Here is a 13,898-nt window from a genome sequence, read left to right as displayed (position 1 = left end):
GCTCGGTGTGGGGCGTTGTCAACAGCTGAATGGCAGGGGATTCGCCGAAGCCTGCCCGGGAGTCGTCCGACTGCGAAATGCTGGTCCCTGAGCTGAGCCGGGAAGCAGTGGGGAAGCGGGGGGAGACGTCCGTGGCCATCGGGGAGCGACCTGCCATCGAGGAGCCGCGCCTGGCCGTCCGGCGCCAGTCGTCGTCCTTATTGTCACGCCGCAGTCTTCTGGTCGTCTTCCTGCCCGTACTCGCCGCCGTTCTGACGGGTGTGGCCGTGCTGGCGGTTTCGGGAAACGTCCTGCTGCCCTTCGAGCGGGTCGTCACGCTCGAGGGCAAGATGGCGTCCAAGCGGGACTTCTTCGAGGACGAAGAGGTTCAGCGTCTCCTGTTGAAGCATCACATACGGATCCACATCACCAGCACAGGGTCACGCGAGGTGGCCATCCGGGACATCTCCTCGTACGACTTCGTCTTTCCCTCCGGGCAGCCGGCCGGGGATCTGATCACCAGCCAGCGTGCGGCGAAGAACCAATACGTCAAGGTGCACCGGCCGTTCGTCAGCCCCATCGTGCTCGCCACATATCGCGAGTACGCCGAGACCTTGCGGGCTGCCGGAATCGCCACCGCGCAACGCACCTCCGGGAAGGACCAACCGCTCTATTACGTCCTGGACATGCAGGAGTTCCTGGAGAGCATCGACAACAAAAAGCGGTGGAACGACATCGGGATCCGCGGGATCACCAACGCGAACAGGATCCTCGCTCAGAGCCCGGACGTCTGTGTGGCCAACTCGGCGGGAACCTACCTGGCGTTGGTCGCCTTCACCTGGCGCGGCAAGGGCGACGAGGTGCCGGACACCGACGAGGAAGCGGACCGCCGTGCCGTAGCGATCAAACACCTCCTGGAGCAGGGCCTGCCGGCCTCGGACGTGTTCCGTACATATCTCTCCCCGGAGGGAAAGGGAATTGCCCCTGTCGTGGTGGCATACGAGCACCAGTATCTGACCTACCAGGTGCAATACCAGGCCGAGTCGAAGCAGCTGGACTCCGAGCGGGTCCTTCTCTATCCGGACAGTCAGTTCGTGACCCAGCCCGAGTTCATCGCGCTTAACAAGGAGGGCGACCGGCTCGGTGAACTCATCACCCACGACCCTGAATTGCGGCAAAGGGCAATGGAGTTGGGCTTCCGGATTCTCGACCCGTCGGGGGAGGTCGCGGGCGACCAGCTTTCCCAATTCCTGCGCCAGCGCCACATCCCGGTCCCCTCGATGGAGGGCGACAACACCAGGTCGTGGATGCCGAGACTGCGGTTTCTGGAAAGGATGATCTCCATCGTGGGCGACTGCCCGGCGGCCGGATCCTCGGCCGGGCTGCCCGAATGAGGGCGCGCGGCCGCCTGACCGGCTTCATCGCCGTGTGCATGGCATGGCTGTGGCTCGGCGCTGCCTCGGGCTGTTCCTCGGGTGACCCCGGCCCGGTCACGCTGCGCGTGCTGGCCAGTTCGGAGCTCGCCGACATGCGGCCCCTGCTCGACGACCTCCGCCGCGACACCGGGATAAGGCTGGAGATGGACTACCGGGGCACCATTGACGCCAGCAACGCACTCGTTCCGGGTCACTACCGCCACGATCTCGCCTGGCTCTCCTCCGACCGCTATTTCCAGCTCAAGGTGAAGGCCGCCGGGCGCAACACCGAGAAGCCCCTGGCGACCAGCATCATGCGCTCTCCGGTCGTCATCGGTATGAGGCCCGCCACGGCGGACCGGCTCCGCCGCGCGACGCCCGGCGGGCAGATCTCCTGGGCCGATGTGGCAGACGCCGCGGCGGACGGGTCCCTGAAGTTCGCCATGGCCGACCCGCGGCACACCAACAGCGGCCTCGCCGCGCTCGTCGGAGTGGCGACCGCCGCCGCGGGTACGGGCGGAGCACTGCGTCCCGAGGACGTCTCCTGCGACCGGCTGCGCGGCTTCTTCGCCGGTCACGCACTGACCGAGGACTCCTCCGACCGCTTGGCGGACGGATTCGTACGCCGTCAGGACGACCTGGACGCTCTCATCACCTACGAGTCCGAACTGCTCTCTCTCAACAGCGGCGGGAAGCTGCGCAAGCCGCTGGAGATCGTCTATCCGAAGGACGGCATGGTGCTGTCCGACTACCCCCTGCTGCTGCTCGACCCCGCCAAGCGCGCCGCGTACGACAGGATGGTGGACTGGCTGAAGAGCAGACCGGTCCAGAAGAAGATCATGGAACGTACGCTGCGCCGGCCGATCGATCCCGCAGTGCCCCGGGCCCCCGTGCTCCGCGAGCCCGTCGGCAACGCCTTGTACTTCCCGGACCAGCAGAAGGTCGTCGACCGGCTCCTCACCAACTACGGCGATCCGCGACGGGACAAGCCGGCCCAGGTGATCTTTCTTCTCGACTTCTCCGGGTCCATGCGGGGCGAGCGCATCGCGAAAGTGCGCGCCACCTTCGACGGCCTCAGCGGCGCCGACGATTCGCGCTCCGGAAAGTTCGTCAGGTTCTACCGGGGCGAGTCGCTCACCGTGATGCGATTCGGCGGCCGCGTACTCGACGACCGGAGCCTGGCCTACGACGGGCAGCGGGACCTCGACCGCCTCCGCGGATTCGTGGCGTCCGACGACTTCGACACGAGCACAGCCATCTGGTCCACTCTCGACCGCGCCTACACGAAGGTGGCCGAGATCGTAGGGGACGACCCCGGCCGGCCCGTCTCCATCGTCCTCATGACGGACGGCGAGAACAACACCGGGATGAACCTCGACGCCTTCATCAGCCGTTACCAGGCACGCCCGCCGGCGGCCCGCGCGGTGCGCACCTACACCATTCGCTACGGCGAGGCCGACACCAAGGAACTCGATCGAGCGGCACGGGCGACCGGCGGACGGATGGTCGACGCCACAGCCCAGTCCCTCCTCAGTGCTTTCAAGGAGATACGTGGATGTGTTCAGTGAGGCGTGGTGGGGCGTCTGGTGGCACTGGATGCTTCTGTGGCTGATGACCGCGACCGGCGCCGTGGCGCTGCTCGCCGTGACGCTCTACTGGCTCACTCGTGGCAGACGTACCGGCGGCCAGAACCTCACCTACAGCATTTGCTTCTACCTTCATGACAGATCCGTCATGGACCACTACCAGATGCGCGGTTATGCGGCGGCCCTGCGCAAAGAGGTCGAGCAGAGGACCAGTGACAGCAGGGACGGGAACATCCGCGCCACGGTCTTCGGGATGAGTGCGGGCGGTGGCCGGCGCGACAACAGCGAGATCGTCAGCAAGTATCTCGAAGTGGCCGAGCCCATATCGGTGATCGGCATCATCATGGACGTTCTCGAGAAGAAGGACGTCATCGTCCACGTCGACCTCGCCAATCAGACCGTCAGACGCAACGAGGCACTGACCAGAGGGCTGGCAGCACTCCATGGTTCCGGGGGCTCGCAGCACACCGTCCGCCTCCGCGACATCGAGGACTTCGTGCTGATCAGAGGCCGGTTCCGGAAGATCAGCGAATCGGCGGAGTCCACGGTCTTCCTGGCGCCTTACGGGGACCCGGACGATCCCGCACGAGGTCCTCGCGTCCGTGTCACCTGTGCGACGGAGGGACTGCGCAACGAGGTCCCGGAAGGCACGTTCTCGGCACGGTGTCTGGGCAAGGTCCAGGACTGGAACGCCGACGACGCGGTCCTGGAAGTGCAGGCCATGGCGATCTTCCGGTAGCCGGAGCGAGCGCCGTTCCGCGTCCCGGAGGGCGATCAGACGAAGTTGACCTCGGCGCGGCGCAGCAGGGGATCGTCCACCAACTGCCACAGAGGCACGGCGTAGTTGCCGAAGCCGTAGCGGCCGCCGAAGTGCAGGCCGAGGACGCGGTGGTCGGTGAGGTCGAAGACGGGGGAACCGCTGTTGCCGCCCAGGGTGGAGCAGTCGTGCTTCATGACGTTCCGCTCCGGCACGAGCTCCGTGGTGGTCCCGGGCTGCAGGCGTTTGACGTTGTAGATGTCCATGAAGATCCTGCGCATCGACTCCGGTTCGTTGCGACGCCCGTCGTACGCCGGATAGCCGACGCAGTACACCGGGCGCCCTGGCAGGTCGCCGGGGGCGTCCGCGGCCACCGCGAGAGGGGCAGGCAGCGCGGTGGCGCCCGCGGCCGGCGAGACCCGTAGCAGGGCCATGTCGACGTCCTGATGGATGCCGAGCACCTCGGAGATCTCGTACGCCGGTCCGCCGCCCGCCGGGAGCGCGCCGTACTCCTCGGCCATGTCGATCCGGGCGCTCATGCTCTGCTGGAAGGTCCAGCCGATGCCGTCGGCGCGGGCGAACTCCAGGGCGACATGACGGTTCGTCATGATGGCGTCGGGACCGACGAGGAAGGCGGTGCCGACCCAGTCCAGGCTGGCGTGCCCGGAGACCTCGACCCGGCCGACGTGCGCGATCGACTCGCGGATCGCGGCCCGGTGGCCGTCGAGGACCGCCCAGTCGCCCTCCTGTGAGGGGAAGTCCTGGTGCTGGACGAGGATGGCGGGTCTGCCCTCGAGCAGGACGATGGCCTCCATGCCGAAGGACTCGTCGTCGCTGATCTCGTCCGCACGTCCCTCGGCGAGCTTCTCCAGACCGTTCGCGCCCGCGGCCAGAACACGGTCCCGCTCCTGCTGGGCGAACTGGGATATCTGCCCGGCGGGCAGCTCTTCCGCAGAGAGTTCCTCCGTCGATTCGGGGACCTCCCGAAACAGTTGGTCCCGTACCCGCTGTGCGACCTCCCGCAGATCGGTGAAGACCTGCTCGGGATCGGTAGCAACGGGTGACCTGCTCCGGCTGCCCATATCGCCCTCCTCGTCTCTTCGGTTGCTTGAGTTGCTTGAGTTGCTTGAGCCGATTCAGTCGCGTTGTGCCGTCTCGATCTCGGCATGGATGTCGGGGCTGTTCGCCTTCAAGTGCCGCATCACGATGCCCATCTGGGTGCCGACGTTGACGAAGGCCGTGGTCCTGCCCTGGAACATCACGTCCTCCACGCGCCGCGTCCCGCGGTGCAGCGCGACCACCTTCCAGTCGTCCGTGAAGACGGGGGATCCGGATGAACCGCCGCGGGTGTCCGTGAAGTAGCGGACATCGCTCTCGTCCGCTTCGTAGACGAGGTTGTTGCGCAGGGCCACGCGCTTCGGCTGTCCGCCGGGGTGCTGGATGATGTTGACGGCCACGAAGTCCCCCTTGGCGACAGCCAGCGATTCCTTCGCCAGCTTCAGTACGGGCCGGGCGGGCCCGGCGGTCAGGCGGAGGACCGCATAGTCGAGTTCCGGGTCCGCGGCGACGAGTTCGCTGACCGTGGCCTCCTCGGTCTCGACGTCGTCGGTGTCGTAGTCGAACCGGGCGCGCGCATGCAGTGCCTGGAGGCGCAGGTCGTCGGCCTCGGCCCGAGGCCGCCCCGCACCTGTGCCGGTGCGGGCGTTGACCACATGGTGGTTCGTGATGAGGAGGTTCGGGGCGATGAGCCATCCCGTGCCGGAGTGCGGGAATCCGTTCGGCTGGAGCGGGGCGCCCCCCTGGTAGGGGAGAACTTTGATACGGGCGACCGCCGTTCCGGCCAGCTCGCCGCCCCGAAGGAAGTCGAACGGGACGGTGTCGTCGCGGTGGACGATCTCTTCCTTGATCTCCGGGGCGGGCATCCCCGCCATGATGTCCGGCTCGCCTCCGGCGCTCCGGGCCACGTCGTCCAGGGCGCGCTGCAAGACGGCGAGCGCTGCGGCTTCGGTGCTCTGGGCGACGGCATTGCGCAGCCAGATCTCCAGCGGCACGGAGCCGTCCACGAGCCGCTCGACCCGGTTCATCGCGTTGAGGTCCGAGTGCACCTGCTGTCCCGGCGCCGGAAGCAGCGGCAGCGTGCCGCGGTACTTGGGCATGATGCCGTCGAACAGCAGCGGCCGTACCGAGGGGTCGGCGAGCCCGGTCTCCAGAGCGGTGTCCCGGACCCGGAGAATCTCGTCCGGCGAGAGGTACGCGTTCATGGCCGACCAGGCCGCGCGGGGCCGTTCTCTCCGCTTGAGCCGTTTCCCTCGGCCGGGCGGGCGGCGGATGCCCGTCTCTTCGTACGGCCATTGGCCCCCGCGCCCATGGCGGCGGCCACGCCGGCGACGATCTCGCCGCTCCTGTCGCGCACGGCCAGCAGTCGCCGGGCGAGTGCGTTGAGGGTGCCGCGGTCGCGGGCCAGGCGCAGGATCTCGGTGGTGTTGCTGGGGCCGGCTCCCTGGCTCGTTCCCGGGCGGGATCCGGGACCGTCTCCCTCCTGCGGCTGGGACGGGCCGGCGGCGTCGCCCAGGATGTCCATCAGGGTCCCGAGCAGCCCTGGTTGGCGGGACGCCGCACGGCCTATCGCCGTTCCGAGGGTCTCCAGTGCCTCGTCGTCCGTGGGCAGTCCTACGACCTTCAGTGTGTGGTCGAGCGCCCCGGGATCCTGTGCGTAGACCTGCGACGCGACGGCGCGTACGAGCGCGGGCTGGTCGGCGATGACGCCGTCGGGCAACAGCCGCAGCCGTTGGGCGAGTTGGGTGTCGGCCTCGGGATCCGGGGATTCGGCGCCCGCGGTGAGGCGGGCCCGGGCCAGCAGTGCGCCCATCGCTTCGAGGTCCTGCCCGAGGCCGACCGCGATGTCCTCGGCCACGCGCAGTTCGCGGTCGGCGTTCGCCAGGTCGCCCGCGTCCTCCGCGAGGCGGGCGGAGAGCAGCAGCAGCTCCAGTTGCTGCTCGGCGCATCCCGCGCTCTGTGCTGAGGCGATGGCGTCCGAGGCCGCCTTCCGGGCCTCGTCCCGCCGTCCGAGCCTGTTCAGCGTCTCGGCCAGCAGGGAGTGCAGTGGGCTGCAAGGCGTCCAGGGCCGGCGTTCCCCCAGCCGGACGAACGCTGCTTCGGCGAAGCCCTGCGCCAGCAGATCCTCGACTTCCCGGGCAGCGATCCGTTCCCAGTCCTCCTGGTCGGCGCCCGCCATCACGTTGTCGGGGGCTCCGCCTCCGAGCTTTGCGGTGAGCAGGCCCGCGGCCCTTGGGCTCATGTCCTGCTGCGCCCCGGTCAGGAACCGCTCGATGCCGGGCAGCCACCGCTCCTCCACCGACCGCGGGTTCTCGTTGAGCCGCAGCCGGTGGTAGATCTCCTCGGCGCGTGCCTCAATGCCGTCCCGCGCGGCGTAGTAGTCGACGGCGCGCCGCTCGACGGCGCGCATCACATCGGTGCGGTCACCGCCCGGCAGGCGCAGCATGATGGCGCGGACGTCCGCGCGGTGCCGCACGGCCTCGGGTCCGGCCGGTTCGACCAGGTCGAGTCGGGAGAGCTCGTCGAAGAGGAGGCGTGCGTCATCGAGGGTTTCCACTCGCAGCCCGCAGGGCTCGGCGAGGACGTTCTTGATGATCCCGGGGGTGATGATCCTGAGCACCAGGCCCGGATGGGCGAGACGGCGTACGTCGCGGTTCGCGATGTGGTTGAGGATACGGTCGTACAGAATGCCCTGGACGAGCATCTGGTCGACGCGGCGGAAGAACTGGCGGCGCCGGGCGGGCAGACTGCGGATCAGTTCACCCATCGAGTCGGCTCCGCTGCCGGCGAGGGTGGCGGCGCGGGCGGCCAGTTTCAGGCTGAGGGGGTGGCCGCCGACCCGGTCGGCCAACACCCGTGCCACGTCGGGGTCCTTGACACCGCAGGATGCCAGGACAGCGACGGCGGCCTGCGGATCGAGCTCGTCGAGTTCGATGTGCCGCGGCATCACGGCCCGCGCCGGATGGTCGACGTAGGCGCGCCCGGAGACAACGAAACGCATCCCCGGGTAGACGTTCTGGAACGCCTGGCAGATCGCCCACATCCTGCCCAGAACGGGTGAACCGCGGTACTGGGCCTCCTCGAACGAGTCGACGACCAGGACGAACGGCGCCTCCTCCTGGTCTGCGGCCGCCACCGCCCGGACCAGGACGTCGGCGACCCGCCGGACGATGTCGGTCTCGCGCTCGGTGGCCAGCAGCTGGAACTCCTGCGAGGAGCTGCGTCCCAGGACTGACCGGGTGGTGGCGAGCTGGTGCAGCTGTGTCACCCGGTCCTGGCCCTCCCGCTGGCTGTGGGCCGCCTGCTGGCACTCGTCCGCCAAGGCGGCCAGCTCCGCACGGTGAGGGGGGTACTGGATGCCGAGCTGCCGCGCGATCTCGGCGATGAGGGTGACAGGCTCGTGGATCGACAGCGTGGGCCGCTCGAAGTCGATGTACGCGAAGGGGAAGCCGGGGTTGTGGTCGGGGGCGCTGTCGAGGAGGAACTTGGCGAGAAGAGTGCTCTTCCCCATGCCGCCGGGCCCATGGATGACCAGCGGGGGCACGGGTACAGAGCGGGAGCCTGTCCCGGAGTCAGTCGCGGCCTCATTGCGGGGGCCGGCCGCGGACTCGGCGGGCGTGCCGGCGTAGTCGCGCAGTTCAGCGAGTTCGCGGGCGCGCCCCTGGAACGGTTCCCGTACGAGACGCTCGAGGGGCTGCAGAAGTCTGGCCCGCTCCAGAGTGTGCTGGAGTTCGTCCACGTCCGGCAGCCCGCTCATGCCCGGCACGCGCGAGAGCCACAGCACCGCCTGGAGGGTGTCGGTCAGTTCGCCGGGACTCTGGTCCGCCGGCCGTGGCCGGCTGCCGGACAGATACGCCAGACAGATGCGCTCCGGCCCGGGTTCGTCCTGGAACTGGTCGAGGTTGCCCTCCAGTGCGAGCCGGGCGGCCTCCGGTCCTGCGAGGCCTCGCAGCGCTTCGTCCCGGACATCGGCCTTGAGGTTCCACACAGCTCGGTCCTTCACGCCCATGGCCGTGCAGTCGTCGAGCAGTTCGAGGACCGCGCCGCCGGTGGCGCGGCTCTCGCCGGGCAGCCGGAGCAGCATGGGATCGAAGCGGGTGAGCAGACAGGCCGCTTCCCGGTAGGCTCCGCGGGCGTCCGACACGGCGTGGGAGCGGTCCCCGTCGGCGCGGAGCTCCTGGCGCAGCCGGTCGGTGAAGATCTTCCGCGTCTCAGAGGGTTTGGTAGACACGGATGGCCCCCTCTGCTGCCGTGCAGACCTTCCGCATGTAGCTCTCGCCGTTGCTGTTCTCCGCTTCGGCGGCTCGGAGCACTTCTTGAACGGCCACGTCGACGAGTTCGGCGATCGTGGATTCGTCGGGCTGCCCGGTACCGAGGAATCCGGGAGGGGATTCGTGGAAGTACTGGTCGAAGAGGCTGCGCAGATCGGCGGGCTCGGCGACCCGGGCCGTGTCCCGGCAGACGCTTCCCCGTAGGTCGTACGGCAGTTGGCGCATGGTCGGTCCGTAGCCGAGAAGCACCAGCCGGGGTGCCTGGTCGCCTCTGACGGCGGTGTGCTCGTAGATGGCGAGAGCCAGTTGACCGATGAAGTCCCACACGTCGGAGCTGGGGTCGAGTCTGTCGCACTCGTCGAGGACCAGCCAGAATCGGTCTTCGACGGCTGTCGCCCTGCCGACCACCCAGTGCACGGCGTCGTCGATCGACGGCAGCAGGTCGTTCAGTTCGGTGGGATCCAGGGGGGAGATTCCCGCACGGGGGTCGGCGACGAACTCCGCGAGCCGGCGGATTACTTTGTCCGCAGTGGAGGTGTGCGACAGGGTGACTCTCGCCGGACGGAATCCATGGTGCTGTCCGATGTGGCGAATGAGGTTGTACGTGTAGGACCTGCCGCTGTCCGGATCGCCGTCGACCAGAAGCACGGTCTTCTCGGGGTCCTCGACGAAGTGGCGCAGCGTTTCGCGCAGGTTCTGACGGTCGATGAAGACCTCGGTCCCGTTCTTGAGGACGCAGGTACGGAAATTGTCCTGAGAGGCATGGGCGCGGCAGTCCTCGCGCAGCCGGTCCTGGAATTCAAGGGCTTTGGAGACTGCTGGAAGCACGGACAGTCTGTCTGTCGCGGCGACGACCTCGACGAGTTTGAGCTGCCGCTGGATGTCTTTGCGTGAAGCTTCCACCAGTGCGCGGGCGTTCTCCGCGCTGACCGCGGTCAGCCGCAGGGCGGAGACGAATTCCACCGGGAATCCGTGCTGGGTGAGCTGAGTGTGCGGGTCGGTGGTGTCGAGGAGGTACTCCCGTACCCACATGGTGACGAGGTCCCATTCCGTTTCGGCCAACGGCATGCCGCACCTGCCCAGCCGCCCCTGAAGAGCAAAAGACTGACCAACTCCTACTTGTCATGTTTACACCCGGTATGCCCTCACGCAAGGCGGTTGAACATCCGCCGGCACGGCCTGACAGGCCCGTTCAGGCGGTTGGGGCCACCGCCGGGTTCAGAAGACGAAGAGTCACGGAACGCATCCAAGTGATGCACGTAGCCCAGGCGCAAGGAGCCCCCCATGGCCACTGGCCTCTCCCTTCATGTCGGACTCAACAAGGTCGACCCAGCGAAGTACGGCGGCTGGGACGGCGAGCTCGTCGCATGCGAGAACGACGCCAATGACATGGCCCGTCTGGCCCGCGAAGCCGGCTTCGACGACACAACCCTGCTCACCCCCGACGGCACCGTCGAGAACGTCACCGCCGAGCTGCGCAAGGCGGGCAAGAAGCTGAAGAGCGGAGACATCCTGCTGTTCACCTACTCGGGCCACGGCGGTCAGGTGCCGAACACCGTCGGCTCCGACGACGAGCTGGACGACTTCGACGAAACCCTCGTGCTCTACGACCGCGAGTTCCTCGACGACGAGCTGTACAGAGAGTTCGGACGCTTCGCCGAGGGCGTCCGGATCCTGGCGTTCCTCGACTCCTGCCACAGCGGGAGCGGCATCGAGGTACGCGAGGTTCTCACCCAGGAAGCCATGCAGGAGCAGTTCCAGACGCGCGACCCGAACCAGATCGAGAGCACCTCACGGCTCATGCCGGTCGCCAAGCAGTACGAGATCTACCAGCGGGACAAGGAGTTCTTCCAGGACATCCAGCGCGGAGTCGGCGCCGGCAACGGCAGTGAGGCGGAAGTCAGCGCGCTGCTCATCTCCGGCTGCCAGGACAACCAGCTCTCCTCCGACGGCCCGGTCAACGGCAAGTTCACCGGCACTCTGCTGGAGGTCTGGGACGACGGGGCATTCCGCGGCGGGTACCGCGCGTTCCACCGCGACATCCTGCGGAACATGCCGGCGACGCAGAGTCCGAACTTCTATGTGACCGGAAACCCCGGGGACGAGTTCCTTCAGCAGCGGCCCTTCACAGTGTGAGAAGTACGCCGGCCTGCGGTGTTGTCAGGACCAGGCACCCGCGAAGTCGATTTCCTCGGCCCACTCCGGGTGGTCGATGAGCGGGTTGCGATTGCCCTGTATCTCGGCTATCGCCGCATTGCGGTGTCGCTCGTACTCGCTCACCACCTGGTCCGCGTGCCAGGACAACAGCACGCCCAGGCGCTCCCGCTGGAGCTCCCGTGCCTCGTCGCCGACGAACCCGGGGTAGCGCAGCAGGAAGTACAGCGTCGCCCTGGCGACCGGCCCCTTGCCGGCCGACGGCTCGAACTTCAGCGGCTCGCGGCGCCCGCAGGCGTGCCGGACGGCTTCCTCGCTGTCCAGGAAGTCGAAGTACGGGATGTTCCCGCGGAAGCTGTTGCACGCCGACTCGCAGGCGAAGAGATGATGCAGATCCCCACGCATGGGCTCCTTCTTGGCGAACCAGGACTGGGGCACAACATGCTCGCAGTTGAACGGCAGCGCCGCCTCCAGGGCCTCGAACTCGGCCTCGAGCGCCTCAGGTCCTGGCGCGCTCTCGTGGAGCAGGAACTCCTGCCAGCGCCCGATCCGGGCGGCCTCCACCGCGGCGTCGGCCTGTATGAGCTCCTCGGGAGTGAAATCCTTGCCCGAGTAGATGCTGCGCAACTGCTCGTCCGGGTGCAGGTCGACCCACGGGTAGACCAGGCGCATGGGCTTGTACGCGGGCCGGCGCTCATGGGTGGAATCCAGCAGTTCGCTGAGCGCGTGGCGCAGACCGGCGGGGCTGTCGGAGCGGATGTCCGCGTAGTAGGAGTCGCGCGCGGTCCGGTCCGCCTCCGCGTCGTAGTACGGACGGGCTCTGGCGGCCGCGAGGTTGACCAGTGCGGCGGCCAGGTCGTTCTCGGCGGGCGACTGGCCGTCGATGTGTCCGACCCCGGAAACTGCGGGACCGGGGAGGGCAGTGGTGGGAAGGGACGTCGGCGACTCAGCCGTGGCCGGAGCTTGCGCCTGGGCCTGGAGGGTGGCCGGGTCGAGGGTGACGCTGATGTGCAGCGGTACGGTCCAGCGTACGGCCCCTGCGGTCGGCGCCTGCTGCGCGGCCCCGTCCTGCGCGAGACTCTGAAGTCCGACGTGGTTCGCTCCGGTCGACGGCGGCGGTGACGCCTCCACCGGGTGCAGGGCCGCTCCCGCTGCGAAAAGCTCCTCGCGGAGAGCGGCGGCGGCACCGGACAGGGGGAACTGCCGAAGTGCGCCCAGGACGCGGCTGATCCGCACCCCCTCATTGGCCTTCCAGTCCAGCCGGTGCTCACCCATGCCCGGGTGCCAGAGGGACCCGTCGAGGGCAAGAGGCTTGCCGTTCTCGTCGGTGCGCGGAACACCCGCGTGATGCAGCGCCACGACCTCCCACTGGTCGTTGAAGACCGGAGACCCCGATGAGCCGGGCGCCGTGTCGGTCTCGTAGTGCACAAACTTCTCCAGCAGGTCCACGACCTTGTTCTCACGCAGCGCGAGCTGCTTGGGCTCGCCGTTGGGGTGCTGGATGATGTTGACGATCTCGCCGAGGATGACCTTGCCCTCGGTTTCCCTCAGGGGCAGCCGGCCGAAGGGCGAGAGCGGTCGGCCGTCCTGGGAGCTCTGGGCCACGGCGACCACGCTGAAGTCGAGGGCGCGGTCGGTGACGAAGAGCGTCTGCGGCTCCAGCTTGAACACCACCGGAACGAGCATCTGTCCGTCCAGGCCTGCCTGGAAATTGAATTCGACAACGCCGCGGCCCGCTTCGTCCGCGGTGCGCAGCACATGGTTGTTGGTCATCAGGAGCGAGGGGGACACGAGGAATCCGGTGCCGTGGTGGATCCCGGCTCCTCCTCGGACGGTCACCCGCCCGATCGAGCGGGCCGCCAGAAAGCCGGCTTCGAGGAAACCGACTCCGATGAGGTCATTGCGCCCCATGAGCCGTTCCAGCCCCAGTACGTCGGCACCGACGGTGTCCGGATCCAGATCCAGACTGCTGCCCGTGGTGGCTACCGCCGGTGTCTGTTCGATGGCCGTGGCCATCGCCCAGTCTGCGCCCAGGCGTGCCAGTCTCTTGCTCACCCGTTCCGGAGCATCGGCGTACAGGATGCCGCTCCGGTCGAGCACCCGCTGGTTGCGAGCCCGCTCCGCGGCGCGTATCGCGTAGCGGTCGCGCGCTCCCTCCACTTGCGAAAGGTAATCCGCGTCGGCCTGGGACAACTGCTCCACCGTCATGTCGGCACGCCTCCTCGTGGCCTCGTCCGCGCCAGGATTTCGCTGTCTCTTCGCCCCTCTTCCAGTATGGGCATGGAATGCCCGGAGCCGCTCACCTGAATGGATCAGTGGTTTTCCCTTCAATACTCGACTACTGCACAATTGCGAATTGAATTTGGCTCGCACTGACCCGCCGCACGGCTCCGCCCGCAAGCCGTGCTCGGGGGGCTCGGGGGGCTGACGGGTGCTCAGGAGCGGGCCTTCGAGCAGGCCGCCGACCGCTGGGCGCGCGTGATCGTCCGGCCTTCTCAAGGACCCGCGGTCGCCCAATCCGAATTTCATCGCTGCCGCCGCCATGGACGAACACGCCCGACTCCTGGGCGGCGGGCCAGCCGTGCCGGTACCGGTCGAGAGCACCGGCGGCCCGGGCACCGCCGACAGCCAGGCGGGAGACCGTGTTCCACAACGAGCTCATGTCGGGCTTCGTCGGCTC

At 68.0% G+C, this 13,898-nt stretch carries 9 protein-coding genes; 4 read left to right on the top strand and 5 right to left on the bottom strand.

Annotated elements, in window-relative coordinates; all coding sequences use genetic code 11:
* Positions 1 to 131 precede the first annotated feature (131 nt).
* The 3 genes from ACZ3H8_RS32125 to ACZ3H8_RS32115 are packed head-to-tail and all read left to right on the top strand — an operon-like array spanning position 132 to position 3,719.
* Positions 132 to 1,373 (top strand): hypothetical protein, encoded by a 1,242-nt coding sequence (locus ACZ3H8_RS32125; RefSeq protein ID WP_467407791.1) that lies wholly within the window; start codon positions 132 to 134, stop codon positions 1,371 to 1,373.
* 38 nt (positions 1,374 to 1,411) lie between these two features.
* Positions 1,412 to 2,962, top strand: coding sequence for a vWA domain-containing protein (locus tag ACZ3H8_RS32120; protein WP_467407790.1), 1,551 nt, complete (start codon positions 1,412 to 1,414; stop codon positions 2,960 to 2,962).
* Complete coding sequence (locus ACZ3H8_RS32115) at positions 2,946 to 3,719, top strand: hypothetical protein (protein WP_467407788.1); 774 nt, start codon at positions 2,946 to 2,948, stop codon at positions 3,717 to 3,719. Before ACZ3H8_RS32120 ends, ACZ3H8_RS32115 begins: the two co-directional genes overlap by 17 nt.
* Before the next feature lie 35 nt (positions 3,720 to 3,754).
* Here ACZ3H8_RS32115 and ACZ3H8_RS32110 read toward each other — a convergent pair whose 3' ends face one another.
* From ACZ3H8_RS32110 to ACZ3H8_RS32095, 4 genes are read right to left on the bottom strand one after another with little or no spacing between them, the layout of a single operon-like run.
* Positions 3,755 to 4,819, bottom strand: a complete 1,065-nt coding sequence (locus tag ACZ3H8_RS32110; protein ID WP_467407787.1) for a trypsin-like serine peptidase — start codon at positions 4,817 to 4,819, stop codon at positions 3,755 to 3,757.
* A gap of 54 nt (positions 4,820 to 4,873) precedes the next feature.
* Positions 4,874 to 5,998, bottom strand: a complete 1,125-nt coding sequence (locus tag ACZ3H8_RS32105; RefSeq protein WP_467407786.1) for a trypsin-like peptidase domain-containing protein — start codon at positions 5,996 to 5,998, stop codon at positions 4,874 to 4,876.
* On the bottom strand, positions 5,995 to 9,024 hold the full coding sequence (locus ACZ3H8_RS32100; protein ID WP_467407784.1) for an AAA family ATPase: 3,030 nt from the start codon (positions 9,022 to 9,024) through the stop codon (positions 5,995 to 5,997). The genes ACZ3H8_RS32105 and ACZ3H8_RS32100 overlap by 4 nt, the downstream gene beginning before the upstream one ends.
* Positions 9,005 to 10,132 carry a hypothetical protein gene (locus ACZ3H8_RS32095; RefSeq protein ID WP_467407783.1) on the bottom strand — a complete coding sequence of 376 codons (1,128 nt, stop codon included), beginning with the start codon at positions 10,130 to 10,132 and terminating at the stop codon, positions 9,005 to 9,007. Before ACZ3H8_RS32095 ends, ACZ3H8_RS32100 begins: the two co-directional genes overlap by 20 nt.
* A gap of 216 nt (positions 10,133 to 10,348) precedes the next feature.
* Here ACZ3H8_RS32095 and ACZ3H8_RS32090 point away from each other — a divergent pair, with 216 nt between their 5' ends.
* Positions 10,349 to 11,200: a caspase family protein gene (locus ACZ3H8_RS32090; RefSeq protein WP_467407781.1), complete on the top strand. Its 852-nt coding sequence runs from the start codon at positions 10,349 to 10,351 to the stop codon at positions 11,198 to 11,200.
* Between the two features lie 24 nt (positions 11,201 to 11,224).
* On the opposite strand, the gene ACZ3H8_RS32085 is transcribed toward ACZ3H8_RS32090, so the two are convergent.
* Positions 11,225 to 13,426, bottom strand: a complete 2,202-nt coding sequence (locus ACZ3H8_RS32085; protein ID WP_467407780.1) for an endonuclease — start codon at positions 13,424 to 13,426, stop codon at positions 11,225 to 11,227.
* Between the last annotated feature and the right edge of the window lie 472 nt (positions 13,427 to 13,898).

Source organism: Streptomyces sp. NPDC002868 (genome assembly GCF_055563295.1).
This window is presented reverse-complemented; position numbering and strand designations above follow the sequence as displayed.

What these genes read in the sequence shown, in the direction of transcription:
- ACZ3H8_RS32095 (WP_467407783.1), bottom strand. Translation starts at nt 10,132, where the DNA reads ATGCCGTTGGCCGAAACGGAATGGGACCTCGTCACCATGTGGGTACGG.
- ACZ3H8_RS32110 (WP_467407787.1), bottom strand. Translation starts at nt 4,819, where the DNA reads ATGGGCAGCCGGAGCAGGTCACCCGTTGCTACCGATCCCGAGCAGGTC.
- ACZ3H8_RS32085 (WP_467407780.1), bottom strand. Translation starts at nt 13,426, where the DNA reads ATGACGGTGGAGCAGTTGTCCCAGGCCGACGCGGATTACCTTTCGCAA.
- ACZ3H8_RS32090 (WP_467407781.1), top strand. Translation starts at nt 10,349, where the DNA reads ATGGCCACTGGCCTCTCCCTTCATGTCGGACTCAACAAGGTCGACCCA.
- ACZ3H8_RS32120 (WP_467407790.1), top strand. Translation starts at nt 1,412, where the DNA reads ATGGCATGGCTGTGGCTCGGCGCTGCCTCGGGCTGTTCCTCGGGTGAC.
- ACZ3H8_RS32105 (WP_467407786.1), bottom strand. Translation starts at nt 5,998, where the DNA reads ATGAACGCGTACCTCTCGCCGGACGAGATTCTCCGGGTCCGGGACACC.